Genomic DNA, 17,881 nt, shown 5'->3' on the forward strand with positions numbered 1-17,881 from the left:
CGCGGTGTTCGAGTCCCTGTGCGCCCCCGTGAACGCACGTACTTCGAATGCCGCAGAGTCATGCGTCGTTACGCCGGATTCAACTTCGTTTCCATTTCTGATGCACCACCAACCCTCGACTGGCCCCGTCATGCCGTAATCGACCGAAGAGTGGAATCACTATGGGGAAACCTGCCATCGTGCTGCTGAGTGGCGGCCTCGACTCGACCACGAGTCTGGCGATCGCCAAGGACCAGGGCTTCACGCCCTACGCGCTGAGCTTCCGCTACGGCCAGCGCCACTCCGTGGAACTGGCGGCCGCGCAGCGGGTCGCCCAGCGGCAGGGGGTGGAGCGGCACGTCATCGCCGACATCGACCTGCGGGTGTTCGGCGGCTCAGCCCTCACCGACGACATCGAGGTCCCCAAGGGCCGGAGCGACAAGGAGATGGAGAGCGGCATCCCGCTCACCTACGTCCCCGCGCGCAACACCATCTTCCTCTCCTTCGCGCTCTCCTACGCCGAGGTCGTCGGGGCGCTGGACATCTTCACCGGCGTCACCGCCGTCGACTACAGCGGCTACCCCGACTGCCGCCCGGAGTACCTGGCGGCGTACGAGGCGATGGCCAACCTCGCCACCAAGTCGACGGCCGACGGCGAGCACCGCATCCGCCTGCACTCGCCGCTGCTGCACCTGTCCAAGGCGGACATCATCCGCACCGGCATCGGGCTCGGCGTCGACTACGCCCTGACCTCCAGCTGCTACGACCCGGACGAGGACGCCCGCGCCTGCGGCCAGTGCGACACCTGCCGGCTGCGGCTCAAGGGCTTCAGCGAGGCCGGCATCGCCGACCCGGTCCGCTACCAGGGCGTGTCGGCATGACCTACCTCGTCAAGGAGATCTTCTACACGCTCCAGGGAGAGGGCCGGCACGCCGGCCGCCCGGCGGTCTTCTGCCGCTTCTCCCGCTGCAACCTGTGGACCGGGCTGGAGAAGGACCGCCACCGGGCGATCTGCCAGTTCTGCGACACCGACTTCGTGGGCACCGACGGCGAGAACGGCGGCCGGTTCGCCACCCCGGAGGACCTCGCCGCCGCCGTCGAACGAGTGTGGGCGCCGGACGCCAGCGAGCAGCGGTTCGTCGTCATCACCGGCGGCGAACCCCTGCTCCAGCTCGACGCCCCCGCCGTCGACGCCCTGCACGACCGGGGCTTCGAGGTCTCGGTGGAGACCAACGGCACCCGGACGCCGCCGCCCGGCATCGACTGGCTCTGCGTCAGCCCGAAGCTCGGCTCCGAGATGATCGTCGAGCGGGGCAACGAGCTGAAGCTGGTCTACCCGCAGGAGAACGGCGAACCGTCCCAGTTCGAGCACCTGGCGTTCGAGTCCTTCCGCCTCCAGCCCATGGACGGCCCCGACATCGAGGCCAACACCCGCGCAGCCGTCCAGTACTGCCTGGACCACCCGCTCTGGAACTTCTCCCTGCAAACCCACAAGTACCTGGGGATTTCCTGATGAGTACGTTGCTTCTGCCCGGTGGGGCGGCGGCCCGGCACACCGTGTCGGTGCGGCACAACTTCGAGACCGCGCACCGGCTTCCGCACCTGGAAGGCAAGTGCGTCCACTTCCACGGGCACTCCTGGTGGATGCAGGCCAGCATCTCGGCGCCGGCCCTCGCCGACGGCACGGTGGTGGAGTTCGGCGCGTTCAAGGCGCGGATCCGCTCGTGGATCGACACCCACCTCGACCACGGCGCCATGCTGGGCGCCGACGACCCGCTCGCCGCGGTGCTGACCGAGCACAAGAGCAAGCTCTTCCGCTTCGGCGCCGCCGACCCGACCCCGGCCGAACGACTCGCCGAAGGACTGTCGTACCCGACCGTCGAGGCCGTCGCCGAACTGCTCGCCCGGGTCGCCGACGAGGCGCTGCGCTCGTTGGACAGTGCGCCCGGCGCGTTCGTCCAGGAGGTCCTGGTGAACGAGACCCACGTCAATGCCGCGGGATGGCGCAATGTGCCGGCCTGAGCTCGGCCGGCCGTCCCCGTTGTCCACCGAGGAGTTCACGACATGACCAGTATCGACAGCCCGGCTCTCACCGGATCGGCTCTCACCGGGGCCGCCCTCTCCGGGGCCGAGCTCTCCGGCGAGGCCGCCCTGGACCAGGCCACCGCCCACGCGCGCGCCATGCTCACGTCGCTCGGCATCGACTGCGACAGCGCGTCCACCCGGCGCACCCCCTACCGGTTCGTGAAGGCCCTGGCCGAGATGACCGACGGGCTGCGCCAGGACCCGACCCGGCACCTGAAGGTGCAGTTCCCGGCCGAGTCCGTCAACCAGGGGATCATCGCCGCCGTCGACGTCCCCTTCGTCGCCGTGTGCGAGCACCACGTCCTGCCGTTTCTCGGCCGGGCGACCGTCGCCTACCTCCCGGCGCCGGGCGCCCACATCGTCGGCCTCTCCAAGCTCGCCCGGGTGCTCCAGGAGTACGCGGCCAGGCCGCAGGTGCAGGAGCGGCTCGGCGAGCAGGTGGTCGAGGCGCTCAGCAAGCACCTGACCTCGCTCGGCGCGGCCTGCCTGATCCGCTCCGAACACGCCTGCCTCACCCTGCGCGGGGCCGAGGCGCACGGGGCGGTCATGGTGACCAGCCACCTGTCCGGGGAGTTCACCACGGACCAGGGCCTGCGCGCGCAGGTCCTCGCCCTGGCGCCCGCCCACACCGGGCGCTGACCGCTCCCCGCACGACCACCCGGCGGCGGCGCCCCTTCGGCGCCGCCGCCAGGCGCCTTCGCCCCCGATCCGACCTGCTCCGACCTGCTCCGACTTGCTCCGACCTGCTCCGACCCTGAACGGACCACGCGCGTGAACATCGCCTTCGTGCTGCTGACCCACAACCCCGACGAACCGGCCGGGATCGAGCGCAGCATCGCCTCGCTCGCCGACGGCCTGCGCGAACTGGGCCACCGCGCCCTCATCGTGGCGGCCGGCCCGGCCCACCCGGCCGACGACCCCGACCTGCTCCGCCTGACCAGCCTCGCCCTGCCGCGCCCCGTCCAGTACGACGAGGTGATGCGCCTGCTCGCCGAACCCGCCGCCGTCGACCGGGAGGTGCGGGACCTGCTCACCGCCCACCGGGTCGACCTGGTCTGCTGGGTCGACGCGGGCGCCGGCCTCGGCTTCCTCAACCCCGCCCCGCCCGGCGTGCGCACCGCGCTGATGGTGCACTTCCTGCGCACCGACGACGCGATGCACGAGAGCCTCAAGCACCAGCCGGGCGTCGTCCTGCCGGTCAGCGACTTCCTGACCGGCGAGGCCGCCCGCGCCGGGCTCGACACCACCGGCTGGCAGGCCCTGCCCAACGCCCTGCTGCACCACAGTGCGCCGCCCACCGCCGAGGAGCGCGAGCGGCTGCGGCGCACCGGCCCGGTGCGGACGCTCTCCCGGGCCGATCCGCAGAAGGGCGTCGCCGAGCTGCTCCGCGCCTACCCCGCCGAAGGGCTCGGCCGGCCCGTCCAGATCGTGCTGGCGGCGGCCGGGTTCGAGTTCTGGCCCGGCATGCAGGAGCAGGTGATCAGCGAATGCCGCGCCCTGGCCGCCGGCCTGCCGGACGTCGAGATCCTGCCCGCCCTGCCCTGGCAGGAGGTGCAGCCGTTCCTCGCGGGCGCCGCCGTCACCGTGATGGGCTCGAACGCGCCGGAGACCTTCGGCAACGTCGCCGCCGAGTCGCTGTCGGTGGGCACGCCGGTGGTCGGGTACGGGCTCGGGCACCTGCCCGTGCTCACCGGCGGGGCGGGCCGGATGGTGGAGCTGGAGCAGGGGCCGGAGGGGATCTGGCGGGCGCTGCGGGAGCTGGTCGACGACCCGGAGGCCTACCACGCGGCCGTCGGGCAGGCGCCGCGGCAGGTCGCCGACCAGACGCCGGTCGCGGTCGCGCGGGCGTTCCTGCGGGCGGCGGCGCCGGACGCGGTCTGAGCGGCTGCGTGCTTGAGCGGCCACGTGGTTGAGCGGCCGGTGCGGTGGAGTGGTCATCGCGTCTGAGCGGCCATGTGTCTGAGCGGCCACACGGCTGAGGGCCCCCGGGGTGTCCGGGGGCCCTCAACCGGCCTGTGGGGGTCAGGACTTGGCGGCCGATCCGGGCCGGGCGACCAGGACGGCACCCTGGTCCCCGATCGCGTGCGGGCGGCGTGCGAAGTGGCGGCGCAGCGCGGGCGCGATCGCCTGCCGCATCGCCCCGGCGTCCGGGTGGTCCTCGTACCAGAAGTTGACCAGCGTCGTCGTCGCCGCCCGGACCCGGTCGTCCAGGTCGGGCTCGGGGAAGTGCAGCGCGGCCTCCGTCCGGTACAGCGAGAAGTCGTGGAACCCGTGCGTGCTCAGCAACTCGGCCGCGGTGGCCAGCAGATAGCCCTGGTGGTCATGGGGCTCGCCGGCCAGCGGGACGCAGGTCTCGTTGAGGATGCTCACCAGCTCGTTGTCGTCGGCGCCGCCGATCAGTACGACCTTCGCCTCCGGGTCGGTGCGGTCGCAGACCCGCGCCAACTCGGCGACGGACCGCTCCAGATCGTCCACGTAGGGCAGGATCCAGGTGGCGAACACCACGTCGAACGAGGCGTCCGGGAACGGCAGCGACTCCGCGTGCCCGGGGATGATCTCGATCGTGCCGGTGCCGCCCTCCTCCGCGCGCTCGGTGAGCGTCGCCACCCGCTGGCTGTGCGGCTCGACGGTGGTGCAGTGGCCCAGCTGGACGGCCACGGCGCGGGTGAGGTCACCGGTGCCGCCGCCGACGTCGAGCGCGCGCTTGTTGGCGGCGGTGGTGGAGCAGATCAGCGAGATCTCCTCCCGGCGCTCCAGCCGGCTGGTGAAGTCCAGCCAGCCGCCGTGACTCAGCCGGTGCGGCCCGCGATAGGCGGCCGGCATGCGGTCGGCCGGCCCGCACAGCGGATGCGTGCGCACTCCCGTGGCGTCGAGGCCGGTGGAAACCAGTGCGGTGGATATCGGCGCGTTCAAATTAGAGCTCCCCTGAGGAGATTGTTCACGGGTGCATTCCATTGTGGCGCAGGGTGTCTCCATCGTAGCCATTGGCGGTGGCCAGTCAATGGTGGTCCGGAAAGGTCTGATGAAATGGCTTGGAATGGACCTCTCGGTACGACCGGACAGTGCCCCGGCATTCACTGGAGCCGAATTCAAGGTTTACTGCGAGGGGTGACCGGTGATTCCAGACAGGTGGCGAGCGCCGTCTGATTCGCCAGGAAGCGCGTCGCCACCGCGATGCTCCGTGACTCCGCTATCGAACTGCCGCGGACTTCCTGGAGGATCCTGCGCAGGGCGACCAGGTCGTACCGCCGCACGACCTCGATGATCGCGGTTTCGGCCAGCGGCCCGAGGCGGGCGCCCGGCACGATCGACCGGGTGCACAGGTCGAGAAGTGCGGCCGCCGCCCCGGAACGGGGGCCGCCGGGCCAGGCGAGACCGGCGATCCGCCGGATCCTCCGGTCGTCGGCCTGCGGTTCGTCGGCCTGCGGTTCGTCGGCCCGCGGCCCGTCGGCCGGTTCCGGGGCGAACCAGTGGTGGCGCCGGGAGAGGACGGCCGCGCACAGCAGCGCGTCGACGTAGGTCGTGTGGTACGAGTGGTAGAAGCGGTAGCCGGCGCGGCCGGCCGGTTCCTGCTTCGCCAGCTCCGCGTCCCGGAACGTGGGACCGGGCAGCGCCCCCCGGTCGTCGAGCACCCGGGTGCGCACCGCCCAGCCGCAGCGTGCGGCCGCCGAGGCGTGCCCCGGCAGTACCGCATCGGCCAGCAGCAATTCCCCCAGCAGGTCGAAATCGTCGATGGCCAGCGCGAAGCAGATGGTGGATCCGATCGAGGACCGGAGCCTTTCCGCGTCGATTCCCGGAATCCCGGCCACGCCGAAGTCGGTGGCGTACATGAGGGTATGGGTGAGTGCGTAGCAGTCCTCCCGGGTGGCGTAAAGACCGTCCCGATCGGAGGCAATGGCCGACACCTCCGGACGCCACTTCGACGCCGCCCGGCCGGATTCGGCGAACGCCGGACGCGCCGCCCCGCGCCGCGCCCACTCGAATTCCAGGCGACGGAACGGCACATGCTCCTCGATGCCCACCTGGCCGGTCCCGACCGCGTTTTCCAGCAGGTGGTCCAGGTCCTCGTCCGGGCAGCCCAGGGCGGAAAGGAAAAGGTGGCCCAGGCCCAGACTCGACACCGTTCTGGGGTGGCGGGCGATCACGCAGCGCACCCGGCCGCCGCGGCACCTCCGTACGCACTCGTCGACGAGCCGCCGCCAGGCCTCGCCGTCCCGGTGACCCGGAATCCGGCCGGTCACGAGCAGGAGCATCGCCGTCTCGATGGCGACCTTGTCCTCCTTGCGGACCATCTCGCCGGGGTCGTCGTGCCAGTGGGCGGCGTAGTCGTCCAGGTGTCGCAGCTGCCCGGCGGCGAACTCCAGTACCTCGTCGATCCGGTGGTGCAGATACTCCGCCCGGGGGGCCGCACCGGGCGGGGCGGTCAGGCGGTCGCGCGGGCCGGCCATGGTGATGAACCTCCGCCGGGCGTCCGGTCCCCTTGTTCGTGGGTCCGCTTGTTCGGGGTGGCCTTGTTCGGGGTGGCCTTGTTCGGGGGTGGCCGCAGGGCCGGTGGCGATGGCGCCCCGACTCCTGCGGTCACCGTGTGCCGGTTGTCGACGATGCCATTCCTCATTCCTCAAGCGGGCGGACTACGACGCAGTAGTTGGGATTGCATGCCACGAACGACTGGGTCTGCTTCTCGCTGTTGATCACCTCGGGCGTCAGATGCCCGCGGAGCTTCTCCGCCAAATTGATCAACTCGCTGTCGGACAGCTCCTGGGCAAGCTTCTGCAGGTCCACCTGGCGTTCGGTCATCGCTCCCACCTCCTTTCCGTTCGGCTAGCGGAACAGCCGCTGCAGAGTGGGGGACCGCAGCAGGATGTCCGTGATCTTCTCGATGAGACGCGGATGGTATTCCGGGCGCCCGCCCAGCTCGTGGACCACGCGTTCGGCCGGGCTCCCGCCCAGCAGGAGGCGGAGGATCTCCGGCAGCGGCTCGACGGGATCGATCCCGTCGGCCTGGGAGAGCAGATCGCCGATCCCCGCAGCCATCCGCCCGACCGGATCGGCCCCGTACCGTGCGGCGAAGGCGTCCAGGGAGCCCCGGCGGTCCAGGCCGTTCAGCGCGAGCGCCAGCACGAGCCGCGCCTCGGGGGAGTTCACCCGGCGGCGCAGGGCCGTCAGCCGGTGGTCGCGCACCACCTCGCGGGCGGCTGCCCGCAAGGGGTCGGCGAACTCCGCCCGCCGGTCGGCGACGAGGCCGATCGCCTCCTCGGTGAAGGCGCCGTCGAGGTCCAGCCCGCACACGTCCAGCAGGACGGTGACGGCGGAGACGAGATCGTCCGTGGCGAGGGAGCGCCGGACGGCCTCCCGCAGCCCCTTCTCGTCCTCCTGCCGTAAGAGGTGCAGCAGTTGGAGCCGGCGGGTGAGCGACGGGTCCTCGTCGAACGGGTTGACCGAGAGCGACGGCGGACAGTACTCGTACTGGGGCTGCGCGCCGGGGTCGGACCGGGTCCGGACGACCAGCGTCGCCGACGGCTGGTCGAGGTGGAACAGCGCGTGCGCGCCCCGGGCGCCCGGCAGGATCGGGCGCACATCGCCCACGGCCAGGACCTCCGACCGCAGCCGGGTCGTGCGGCCGAGGAGCAGCCGCCCCGAGATCCGCGCACTCTCGTCGAAGCGCCAGGAACTGTGCAGGCTCGACCCGTGGAGCACGCGGAAGGCGCCCTGGAACGCGTGCTCGTGGATGGACGTGGTCGACTCCAGCCAGTACAGCAGCGTCATGTGGAAGCGGCTGGTGCTGTACAGCGTGAGCGGCGGCTGGCCGAAACGGGCGTCGAGATCCGTCTGCGCCGGAAGCACCGGCTCACTCGCGGCCCGCGCGGCCAGTTCGAGCGCGTCGACCTCGTCTAAGCAGGCGGCCTCCGACAGGCGCCGCACGGCGATGCCGACGAAGGCGTCCTCCCCGAAGTCGTGCGCCCGCCACTCCCGTGCGACGGCGTCACCCAGCTCCCGGAACGGACTCCACACGTCGTTTCCAGCCACGATGACCGACGACCCATCCAGTGCACGGCGCCGACCTGGCAATGCCCACCAGGCGCAGACGCCTCGGAGGTTCGGGCATTTACAATTTTCCTACACCCCCGGGAGCCGCGCACCCGGGGGAGGCCTGCTCACTCTGCGTCAGATACCCCGGGGAGTGAATCCGCCGAGCCGAGCGGCTGAACCCGGTGCGCTCGCCAGAGGTGGAGGGCGGTCGGCAGCGCGATCGCGGCGCAGCCGCGTGCCGCGCCCGCTTCGCTGCGTCAGGCCGGACGGCGGGTCGAGGTGCCCTTCCGCCGGGCGCGCGGGGCTTCCAGCCGTGCGGAAGCCCCGGCAGGGGCTCCTCCGGTTATCAGGGCGCGCGGCCCGGGCGACCCTGTCGCGGTTTCAGGCGCGGCTGATCGCCGCCCCGTCGCTGCGCGGGTCGGCGGCGGCGTGCAACGTGCCGCCGGGGCCCACCCGGACCAGTTGCCCGTGGCCGACCTGCTCGTCGAGAGTCCCGCCGACCTGGACCTGCGCACCCATGCCGCGCAGGGAGCCGATGGCGGCGGCGGGGACGTCCGGTTCCACGAAGACGGCGTCCGTCGGCGCGTCCACCTCCATGCCGCCGACCACCCACCGGGGGCTGTGCAGGGCGGTGGTGACGGAGTCCCCGGCGTGCAGGCGCAGCGCGAGGTGGGCGTGGATCTGCGGTTGCGCCTTACCACCCATGGTGCCGTGCGCGCCGGTGACGGCGCCGTCCCGCCGGGTCAGGACGGGCATCAGCGTGTGGGCGGGGCGGCTGCCGCCGCGCAGGCGGTTGGGGGCGCCCGGGAGCAGGCTGAAGAACGACCCCCGGTTGTGCAGGACGACACCGGTGGCCGGGTCGAGGATGCCGGATCCGAAACTGTGGAAGAGGCTCTGGATCAGGGAGACCGCGTTGCCTTCGGCGTCCATGGCGACCACGGCGACGGTGTCGCCGCTGGGGCGGGCGGCCTGCGCGGCTGCGGTCGGGGAGGGCCCGCCGGGGTGGGCGTCCGGGTCGGTGGCGGCCTCGGCGATCCGGGCGATCCGGGCGGCGCCGAGCAGGTCGTCGACGGGGACGGGCGCGTACCGGGGGTCGGCGAGGAAGGTGTCCCGGTCGTTCGCGGCCTGTCGGAAGACGCGGGCGAGCACGGCCGCGTCGGCTCCGAGCAGGTCGAGGCCCGGATCGAGGCGTTCCACGGCGCCGAGGATCTGCAGCAAGTGCTGGCCCTGGGAGTTCGGTGGCGCGGTGAGGTACTCCTCGCCGCGGAAGGTCCGGCCGATCGGCTCGGTGGTCTCGGTGCGGTGCCGGGCGAGGTCGTCGCGGGTGATGGGCGAACCGAGGCTCCGCAGGTGGCCGACGATCGAGGCCCCGATCTCCCCGTGGTAGAGAGCGTCCGGCCCGTGGTCGGCGATGGCCGCGAGGGTCCGGGCCAGGGCGGGCTGGACGAGCGGTTCGCCGGCGGCGAGCGGCCGGCCGGCGGCGAAGAAGACCTCGCGCATGCCCTCGTCCGGTGCGAGCAGGGGCTGTTCGAGGGTGAGGGCGTGCGCGACGCCGGGCGCGGTGGGCACCCCTTCCTGGGCGTAGGCGATGGCGCTGGTGAACAGCCGGTCGAAGGGGAGCCGTCCGGCGGTCCGGGAGAGGGTGGCCCAGCCCGCGACGACGCCGGGCACGGTGACGCTGAGCGGGCCGGTGATCGGCATCCCGCCGGCGCCGGCGAGGGCGTCCGGGTCGGCGGCCATGGGTGCCGCTCCGCTGCCGTTGACCGCGACGGGATGCCGGCCGGGCCGGGCGACCAGGGCGATCAAGTCCCCGCCGACGGCGCACTGGTGGGGGTAGACCACGGTGAGTGCGATGGCCGCGGCGATGGCCGCGTCGACGGCGTTCCCGCCGTCGCGTACGGCCTGCTCGCCGGCGGCGGTGGCGAGGGCGTGGGGGGTGGCCAGCGCGAAGGCGGTCGGGGCGGGAGCGGGTGCGTGGATGCTCATGGGAGGGGCCGTTCGTCGGGGGTGCGGATGGTACCCGGCCGGTGGGCGACCGGTCAGCGAGCGGGTCCGGGGCTCTGGCTCGGGCTCTGGTGCTCGTTCGGGCTCGCGGACTGGATGGTCTCCACGATCGCCTGGTGGACTTCGAGCAGGTGCTCGGACATGGCCTGCGCGGCCGTCTCGGAGTCCTGGCCCATGACGGCCTCCAGGATGCGTCCGTGCGCCCTCAGCGAGCTGACGAGCCGTTCGGTGCTCTGGTAGGCGGGGTTGCGGGAGAGCTCGACCCATTGGTTGGTGGTTTCCAGCAGCTGGGTCAGCAGCGGGTTGTGGGCGGCCTTGGCGAGCGCCACGTGGAACTCGCTGTCGAGTTGGACCAGGCGCGGCAGCAGGCCGTGCTTCAGCGCCCGGTCCGCCTCGGCGAGCAGGTCGCTCAGGTGCTGCAGGTCGGTGTCGGTGGCACGTACCGCCGCGCGGGCGGCGACGGGCGGCTCGACGGCGGAGCGCAGGTCCATCACCTCGTGGATGAGCCTGGCCGCCGAGTCCATGTCGCCCAGCTGCCAGTCTCGCAGGGCCGGGCGGGCGATGCCCGCCACGATGGTGCCCCGGCCGGGGCGGCGGTCCACCAGTCCGCGCAGTTCCAACTCGCGGAGCGCTTCGCGGACGGTGGCCCGGGAGACCCGCCAGGTGTCCGCCAGTTCTCGTTCGGGAGGAATGCGGTCGCCCTCCGCCAGTTGTCCGTCCTCGATCAGCCGGTGGATGCGTCCGGCCAGCCGCTGCGGGCCGGAACGTGCTTCGGGAGTGATGAGCGACCAGTTGACGGACAACTGACGACCTCCATAACGGTGGGGCGGAACATGACCTACGGCGTCCATGCTCCCCGGCCGAGGACACCGGCCGGACGGCGGGAGTGGGCTCAGTCGCGGATCTCGACGGTGACCCACGCCTCGAAGGAGCTCCGCCGCGCCAGGCTCATGACGCCGATGGTGGCACGCCCACCCAGTCCGACCTCGGGGCCGAACACGTCGCGGAACAGGTCCGTGGCCCCGGAGGAGACCTTGTGGACGTCCTCGAACTCGGGCGTGGTCACCACGAAGCACAGCGACCGCACCACCGAAGCGACCCGGTCGAGCGAGCCGAGGGCGTACCGGATGCCGCCCAGGCAGTTCAGCGCGGTGAGGCGGGCCGCCTGGTAGCCCTCCTCGACGGTCAGGTCCTGGCCCAGACGTCCGGCGAACCGCACGTTGCCCTGGTCGTCGTCGGCGGTGTGGCCGCCGAGGAAGAGGAGGTTGCCGGTGATGTGGTGGGGCTTCATGGAGCCGTAGTCGGCGCCGTAGTACGGGCGGCTGCTGTAGTCGGGCAGTTCCAGCCCGAGCTCCGCCACCCGCGCTTCGTAATCGGTCCGTGACATGCGCTGCTCCTTGGGGGAGGTTGACGGCTCTGCCGGTGAGCCAAGATAGTCAGATGGTCCGACCAAGTCGGGGGATTCTCTCCACACCACCCGGCTGCCTGTCAAGGCTTCCGGCCTTGAGGGCCCGGACATCTCGCCCGCGCACCCTGCCGTAAGGACCGCCCCAGATGAGATCCATCCGCTCCAACACCGCCGCCGACCAGCCCGCCGCGGCGCCCGCCGGGTCCGACCGGCGCCTGGTGGACCTGCTCCTGGTCCTGCTCACCGCGGCGGCCGGGGCCACCGACGCCGTGGCCTACCTGGGGCTCGGCGGCGTCTTCACGGCCAACATGACCGGCAATCTCGTGCTGTTCGGCATCGCCGGGGCGCACGGTGCGGACATGCACCTCGCCCGCGCGGGCATCGCCGTGATCGCCTTCACGGCGGGCCTCGTCGCCGCCTACCGGATAACCGATCGGTCCGGCCTGTCCGACTGGCTCTGGCACCCGCGGATCAGCGCCGCGCTCGGCGTCAACCTCGCCCTGCAGACGGGCTTTCTGGCCATCTGGGCGCAGTCCGGCGCGGAGCCGGGCCGCGCGGTCGACATCGCCCTGGTCGCGCTGTCCGGAGCGGCCATGGGCCTCCAGACCGCCACCGCCCGCCGCATCGCCAGGGCCGGCATCACCACGACCTTCGTCACCGGCACGCTCACCTCCGTCGCCGAGTCCCTGTCCCACGGCTCGACCAAGGACGTCCTGCGGCGCTGCGCAGTCCTCCTGGCCCTGGTCGCGGGCGCACTCGCGGGTGCGGTCACGCTGCGCTTCGCCCCTGTCCTGGCCGCGGCGATCGCGCCAACTCTGGTGCTGGCCACGCTCGTTGTGGCTCGCCGCCGCCTGCACGGAAGGCGCGGCTGAACCAGGCGCCAACGGATTCCGTCGATTCGCACCGCCCGCGCGGACGATTCCGTCAGGACAGCGGAAATCTTTCCGCCGGACCTTGACTCCGTGTCGGGGAACGCGTAGACGTTGGGCCCCGGAGGCAGTCCTGCCGGAACGCCTCCCGGTCCTTCCGGCCAAGTCATGCCCCGCCGGACCGCCTCCCCCACGGCGGTACGCGTCCCAACTCGCGCCCCCACCGGGCCGCCTGCCCTCCTTCCGGACGCCCCGGCAGCACCCCGCGGCTCACCACCGCCCGGAGAAGGACACCCCCGTGACCACAGACAGCACCCGGACCAACGGCAAGCAGACCACCCGCAGACCCAGGCCCCTGGACGTCTCCTTCCACGACGACCCCCGTGTGGTCAAGGAGGCCGCCAACGAGGACTACTCCACCCACGTCGTCCCACTGAGCTGGCGCAGCAGCCGGCTCTCCCTGACGATGACCTGGTACGCCGTGATCAGCGGCATGTTCTACCTCGTCACCGCGGCGACGCTGGCTGTCACGGTCGGCACCGTCAACACCCTCATCGGCATCGTCCTGGCCGTCATCGTGTTCGGCGTCGTCGGCGGCGCCCTGTCGCGCTACGCCGCGCACACCGGGCTCACCGTCGCCCTGCTCTCGCAACGGCTCTTCGGCCTCGCCGGCTCCGTGCTGGCCCCGCTCATCCTCGCGGCCACAGCGCTGTACTACGCCGTGTTCGAGAGCTCCGTCATCGCCCACGCCCTGCACGCCTACACCGGGGTGCTGGATATCCGGATCTGGTACGCCGTCGCCGTCGTCACCAACTTGCCGATGGTCATCGGCGGAGTGCGCCGCTGGATGGACAAGTTCAACGGCTTCCTGCTGCCGCTGTACTGGGGCGGCCTGCTCGTCGCCGTCGTCCTGGCCGCGGTGAAGTACCCCTCCAAGGGCTGGCTGACCCACGTCCCGGACAGTGCCCCGGACCTCAGCGCGCCGGGCTGGCTCTACGCCCTGTTCGTCTACCTCGGCGTGTTCGTCTTCATGATGTACACGGTGGACTTCGCCCGCTTCGGCAAGCCCGAGGACAGCCGCTACCACAGCGTCGTCACCTTCGGCCCGGTCTTCTACCTCTTCGTGTACCTCGCCAACGGTCTCATCGGGATCTTCCTGGTGATGGCGGCCGGCACCTCCGGCGCCTTGTCGGAGACAGCGATCGGCGACACCGTCATCAACCTGATGGGGATCTCGGGCCTGGTCGTCGTCTGGGTGACCCAGTCCAGGATCAACACGGCGAACTACTACGTCGCCTCCACCAATCTGGAGGCCCTGTTCACGCGGCTGCTGCGGATCCGCGTCCCCCGGGTCGCCGCCCTGATGCTCGCCGGCGTGCTGACCTACCTGTTCATGCTCACCGATGTCCTCAGCTACCTGCTCACCGCGCTGGCCTGGCAGGGCGCGTTCGTCGTCGCCTGGGTGGGCATCGCCCTGACCCACATGTGGCTCAGCCGCCACGGCGACCGCGACGGGCTGCCGGAGTTCCGCCCCGGCCGGGTGGCCTCGTTCGGCCCCGGCGCGATCGTCTGGCTGATCGTCTCGGTGCTCGGCATCGCGGTGTACGAAGGCACCGGCACCTTCGGGACCACGTGGTCCACCCCCCTGGTCCTGGTGCTCAGCATCGTCCTGTACACCGTGGCCCACCGGCTCGGCCGACCCGTCGCCCTCGACCGGCCGGGCGACCCGCGCGACGAGGTCGAGGACATCTGGGAGACCCGCGTCCGCTGCCACACCTGCGACCACTCCTATATCGCCGTGGAGATGGACCGCGACCCCAGCACCGAGGACGGCGCCGCGATCTGCGCCGACTGCGCGGGACGCAGCGCGGCGTTCCGCCGGGCCGTACTGCTCGAAGCCCGCACGGCCCCGACCGGCCGGCCCGCAGACCGCTGAGCCCGCGCCGGGCCCGTCCCCTCACGTGCCGAAGGACACGGGGGACGGGCCCGGCGCCCGGCCGAGCCTGGAGGTGAACGGCGCGTCCGTGGCCGGGGCCGGGTGTCGCGCCGCTGAGCCGGCCGGACGGGGCCGTCCGGCCGGCTCGGCGGGGGAGTGCGGGGGTCAGCACTCGATGACGTTGACGGCGAGGCCGCCGCGGCTGGTCTCCTTGTACTTGATCTTCATGTCGGCGCCGGTCTCCTTCATGGTCTTGATCGCCTTGTCGAGGGAGACGTGGTGGCGGCCGTCGCCGCGCAGGGCCATCCGGGCGGCGGTGACGGCCTTGACGGACGCCATGCCGTTGCGCTCGATGCAGGGGATCTGGACCAGGCCGCCGACCGGGTCGCAGGTGAGGCCGAGGTTGTGCTCGATGCCGATCTCGGCGGCGTTCTCGACCTGTTCGGGGGAGCCGCCGAGGACCTCGGCGAGGCCGCCGGCGGCCATCGAGCAGGCGGAGCCGACCTCGCCCTGGCAGCCGACCTCGGCGCCGGAGATGGAGGCGTTCTCCTTGAAGAGCATGCCGATCGCGCCGGCGGCGAGGAGGAAGCGGACGATGCCCTCGTCGTCGGCGCCGGGGATGAAGTTCAGGTAGTAGTGCAGGACGGCGGGGATGATGCCGGCCGCGCCGTTGGTGGGGGCGGTGACGACGCGCCGGCCGGAGGCGTTCTCCTCGTTGACGGCCATCGCGTAGAGGGTCACCCACTCCATGGCGTTGGCCGGGCCGATGCCCTCGGCGCGCAGCGCGCGGGCGCCGGAGGCGGCGCGGCGGCGGACCTTGAGGCCGCCGGGGAGGATGCCCTCGCGGGACATGCCGGCCCGGACGCACTCCTGCATGACGCGCCAGATCTCCAGCAGCCCGGCCCGGATCTCCTCCTCCGTCCGCCAGGCCTTCTCGTTCTCCAGCATCAGGCCGGAGATGGACAGGCCGGTCTCGCGGGTGAGCCGGAGCAGTTCCTCGCCGGTGCGGAAGGGGTAGCGCAGGGCGGTGTCGTCGGGCTTGACCCGGTCCGCGCCGAGCGCGTCCTCGTCGACCACGAAGCCGCCGCCGACCGAGTAGTACGTCTTCTCCAGCAGCGTGGAGCCGTCGGCCGCGTACGCCCAGAGGGTCATGCCGTTGGCGTGGTACGGCAGCGAGCGGCGGCGGTGCAGGACGAGCTGGGTGTCCGGGTCGAAGTCGATCGGCTGGCTGCCGAGCAGGTTGAGGCGCTTCTCGGCCCTTATCCGCTCGACGTCCAGGTCGGCCTGGTCGACGTCCACGGTGCGCGGGGAGTTGTTCTCCAGGCCCAGCAGGACGGCCTTCGGGGTGCCGTGGCCGTGCCCGGTGGCGCCGAGCGAGCCGTACAGCTCGGCGCGGACGGCGGTGGTGCCGGCCAGCAGGCCCTCGGACTTCAGTCGGCGGGCGAACATCCGGGCGGCGCGCATGGGGCCGACGGTGTGGGAACTCGAAGGGCCGATGCCGATGGAGAAGAGGTCGAAGACGCTGATGGCCACGGGGGACGTCCTTGTCTGGTCTCGTGGAAGGACAGGCGGGCAGGTGCCGGCACGGAACGGGGCACCGCGCGCACTGTCCAGTGTGCGCGGTGCCCCTTGATCGCAGGTGGCCCGACGGGGTGAGGCCGGTCACCCGCGCCGGACTACAGGTTCGGGTAGAGCGGGTACTTCGCGGCCAGCGCGGAGACGCGGGCCTTCAGAGCGGTGGCGACGGCCTCGTCGAAGGCCGGCTTCAGCGCCTCGGCGATGATGTCGGCGACCTCGCGGAAGTCCTCGGCCTGGAAGCCGCGGGTGGCGAGCGCCGGGGTGCCGATCCGCAGGCCGGAGGTGACCATCGGCGGGCGGGGGTCGTTCGGGACGGCGTTGCGGTTGACCGTGATGCCGACCTCGTGGAGGCGGTCCTCGGCCTGCTGGCCGTCGAGCGCGCTGTTGCGCAGGTCGACCAGGACCAGGTGCACGTCGGTGCCGCCGGACAGGACGGACGCGCCGGCCTCGGCGACATCGGCCTGGAGCAGGCGCTCGGCCAGGATCCGGGCGCCGTCCAGGGTGCGCTGCTGGCGCTCCTTGAACTCCTCCGAGGCGGCGACCTTGAACGCGACGGCCTTGCCGGCGATCACGTGCTCCAGCGGACCGCCCTGCTGGCCGGGGAAGACCGCGGAGTTGATCTTCTTGGCGAACTCGGCCTTGGAGAGGATGACGCCGCCGCGCGGGCCGCCCAGGGTCTTGTGGGTGGTGGTGGTGACCACGTCCGCGTACGGCACCGGGTTGGGGTGCAGGCCGGCGGCGACCAGACCGGCGAAGTGCGCCATGTCGACCATCAGCAGCGCGCCGACCTCGTCGGCGATCCGGCGGAAGGCGGCGAAGTCCAGCTGGCGCGGGTAGGCGGACCAGCCGGCGATGATCAGCTTGGGCTGGTGCTCCTTGGCGAGGCGCTCGACCTCGGCCATGTCGACCTGGCCGGTCTTCTCGTCGACGTGGTACGCGGCCACGTTGTAGAGCTTGCCGGAGAAGTTGATCTTCATGCCGTGGGTCAGGTGACCGCCGTGGGCCAGGCTCAGGCCCAGGATGGTGTCGCCCGGCTGGATCAGCGCGAACATCGCGGCGGCGTTGGCCTGCGCGCCGGAGTGCGGCTGGACGTTGGCGTGCTCGGCGCCGAACAGGGCCTTGATCCGGTCGATCGCGATCTGCTCGACGACGTCCACGTGCTCACAGCCGCCGTAGTAGCGGCGGCCGGGGTAGCCCTCGGCGTACTTGTTGGTGAGCACCGAGCCCTGGGCCTCCATGACCGCCACCGGGGCGAAGTTCTCGGAGGCGATCATTTCCAGGGTGGTCTGCTGGCGGTGCAGCTCGGCGTCGACCGCGGCGGCGATCTCCGGGTCGAGAGCGTGCAGGGACTGGTTGAGAACCGTCATGGTGTGGTCTTCCCGGGGAGGAGAGAAGGACGTGCCGCGCTTGGCGCGCCCTTGGGAGGGAGGCGGCGGGCGACGGGAGGGCGGGGACGGCCGGCCGCGGGGCGGCCGCCGCGCTGCGGCCGCCCCGGCGGACGATCAGGCCTCGGGGTTGGTGAGCGCGTCGTACTCGTCGGCGCTCAGCAGCTCGTCGGTGGCCTCGACGCGGACCTTGAACAGCCAGCCGCCTTCGAAGGGCTCGCTGTTGACGAGGGCGTTGTCGTCCAGGACGGCCTGGTTGACCTCGACGATCTCGCCGGTGACCGGCGAGTACAGGTCGCTGACCGACTTGGTGGACTCGAGCTCGCCACAGGTCTCACCCGCGGTCACGGTCTCGCCGACCTCGGGCAGCTGCACATAGACGATGTCGCCCAGGGCGTCGGCCGCGTGGGCGGTGATACCGACCGTGGAGACACCGTCAGCGGCGGCCGTCAGCCACTCGTGCTCCTTGGTGTACTGCAGGTGCTGGGGGTTGCTCATGGCGTCATTCTCCAGGATGGGAAGCGGGTACGACGAAGCGGTCCGGCGGGCGGACGGCATCGACGTGGATCTACGGGGGGAAAGCGGGCCTCGGCGGACGGGCCGGAGG

At 71.9% G+C, this 17,881-nt stretch carries 17 protein-coding genes; 7 read left to right on the top strand and 10 right to left on the bottom strand.

Going from position 1 to position 17,881, the window contains the following annotated elements; translation table 11 throughout:
- The first annotated feature begins 161 nt into the window (after window positions 1-161).
- From queC to ACIP82_RS19735, 5 genes are all read left to right on the top strand, one after another.
- Window positions 162-860 (top strand): 7-cyano-7-deazaguanine synthase QueC, encoded by a 699-nt coding sequence (gene queC / locus ACIP82_RS19715; RefSeq protein ID WP_400654717.1) that lies wholly within the window; start codon window positions 162-164, stop codon window positions 858-860.
- Entirely contained in the window at window positions 857-1,492 is a 636-nt protein-coding gene (gene queE / locus ACIP82_RS19720; protein ID WP_363610697.1) for a 7-carboxy-7-deazaguanine synthase, read from the top strand. The genes queC and queE overlap by 4 nt, the downstream gene beginning before the upstream one ends.
- Window positions 1,492-2,001, top strand: a complete 510-nt coding sequence (locus tag ACIP82_RS19725) for a 6-carboxytetrahydropterin synthase (RefSeq protein ID WP_363610699.1) — start codon at window positions 1,492-1,494, stop codon at window positions 1,999-2,001. Before queE ends, ACIP82_RS19725 begins: the two co-directional genes overlap by 1 nt.
- A gap of 42 nt (window positions 2,002-2,043) precedes the next feature.
- Entirely contained in the window at window positions 2,044-2,703 is a 660-nt protein-coding gene (folE, locus tag ACIP82_RS19730) for a GTP cyclohydrolase I (RefSeq protein WP_363610701.1), read from the top strand.
- A 132-nt stretch (window positions 2,704-2,835) separates the two neighbouring features.
- Window positions 2,836-3,945, top strand: a complete 1,110-nt coding sequence (locus ACIP82_RS19735; protein ID WP_400654721.1) for a glycosyltransferase family 4 protein — start codon at window positions 2,836-2,838, stop codon at window positions 3,943-3,945.
- 141 nt (window positions 3,946-4,086) lie between these two features.
- Here ACIP82_RS19735 and ACIP82_RS19740 read toward each other — a convergent pair whose 3' ends face one another.
- The 7 genes from ACIP82_RS19740 to ACIP82_RS19770 form a co-directional block, all read right to left on the bottom strand.
- The gene (locus ACIP82_RS19740) at window positions 4,087-4,977 is read right to left on the bottom strand and encodes a methyltransferase domain-containing protein (RefSeq protein WP_363610705.1); all 891 of its coding nucleotides are present in this window, start codon (window positions 4,975-4,977) and stop codon (window positions 4,087-4,089) included.
- 176 nt (window positions 4,978-5,153) lie between these two features.
- Window positions 5,154-6,512 (bottom strand): DUF6895 family protein, encoded by a 1,359-nt coding sequence (locus ACIP82_RS19745; protein WP_400654724.1) that lies wholly within the window; start codon window positions 6,510-6,512, stop codon window positions 5,154-5,156.
- A gap of 163 nt (window positions 6,513-6,675) precedes the next feature.
- Window positions 6,676-6,861: a hypothetical protein gene (locus tag ACIP82_RS19750; RefSeq protein ID WP_363610709.1), complete on the bottom strand. Its 186-nt coding sequence runs from the start codon at window positions 6,859-6,861 to the stop codon at window positions 6,676-6,678.
- Window positions 6,862-6,885: 24 nt separating this feature from the next.
- Window positions 6,886-8,076, bottom strand: a complete 1,191-nt coding sequence (locus ACIP82_RS19755; RefSeq protein ID WP_363610711.1) for a hypothetical protein — start codon at window positions 8,074-8,076, stop codon at window positions 6,886-6,888.
- Between the two features lie 399 nt (window positions 8,077-8,475).
- On the bottom strand, window positions 8,476-10,080 hold the full coding sequence (locus ACIP82_RS19760; protein ID WP_400654727.1) for a gamma-glutamyltransferase family protein: 1,605 nt from the start codon (window positions 10,078-10,080) through the stop codon (window positions 8,476-8,478).
- A gap of 53 nt (window positions 10,081-10,133) precedes the next feature.
- On the bottom strand, window positions 10,134-10,901 hold the full coding sequence (locus tag ACIP82_RS19765; protein WP_363610715.1) for an FCD domain-containing protein: 768 nt from the start codon (window positions 10,899-10,901) through the stop codon (window positions 10,134-10,136).
- A gap of 89 nt (window positions 10,902-10,990) precedes the next feature.
- Window positions 10,991-11,485, bottom strand: coding sequence for a RidA family protein (locus ACIP82_RS19770; RefSeq protein WP_363610717.1), 495 nt, complete (start codon window positions 11,483-11,485; stop codon window positions 10,991-10,993).
- 167 nt (window positions 11,486-11,652) lie between these two features.
- Between ACIP82_RS19770 and ACIP82_RS19775 the strand changes: the two genes are divergently transcribed.
- Together ACIP82_RS19775 and ACIP82_RS19780 are read left to right on the top strand one after the other, a co-directional pair.
- Complete coding sequence (locus ACIP82_RS19775) at window positions 11,653-12,378, top strand: YoaK family protein (RefSeq protein WP_363610719.1); 726 nt, start codon at window positions 11,653-11,655, stop codon at window positions 12,376-12,378.
- Window positions 12,379-12,673: 295 nt separating this feature from the next.
- Window positions 12,674-14,311, top strand: a complete 1,638-nt coding sequence (locus ACIP82_RS19780) for a cytosine permease (RefSeq protein WP_363610721.1) — start codon at window positions 12,674-12,676, stop codon at window positions 14,309-14,311.
- Between the two features lie 165 nt (window positions 14,312-14,476).
- Here ACIP82_RS19780 and ACIP82_RS19785 read toward each other — a convergent pair whose 3' ends face one another.
- The 3 genes from ACIP82_RS19785 to gcvH all read right to left on the bottom strand — a co-directional run bounded on the left by ACIP82_RS19785 (window position 14,477) and on the right by gcvH (window position 17,772).
- The gene (locus ACIP82_RS19785; RefSeq protein ID WP_363610723.1) at window positions 14,477-15,844 is read right to left on the bottom strand and encodes an L-serine ammonia-lyase; all 1,368 of its coding nucleotides are present in this window, start codon (window positions 15,842-15,844) and stop codon (window positions 14,477-14,479) included.
- A gap of 143 nt (window positions 15,845-15,987) precedes the next feature.
- On the bottom strand, window positions 15,988-17,256 hold the full coding sequence (gene glyA, locus ACIP82_RS19790) for a serine hydroxymethyltransferase (protein ID WP_363610725.1): 1,269 nt from the start codon (window positions 17,254-17,256) through the stop codon (window positions 15,988-15,990).
- 135 nt (window positions 17,257-17,391) lie between these two features.
- On the bottom strand, window positions 17,392-17,772 hold the full coding sequence (gcvH, locus tag ACIP82_RS19795; RefSeq protein WP_363610727.1) for a glycine cleavage system protein GcvH: 381 nt from the start codon (window positions 17,770-17,772) through the stop codon (window positions 17,392-17,394).
- Window positions 17,773-17,881 lie beyond the last annotated feature (109 nt).

This window comes from Kitasatospora sp. NPDC088548 (genome assembly GCF_044753005.1).
Lineage (GTDB): Bacteria > Actinomycetota > Actinomycetes > Streptomycetales > Streptomycetaceae > Kitasatospora.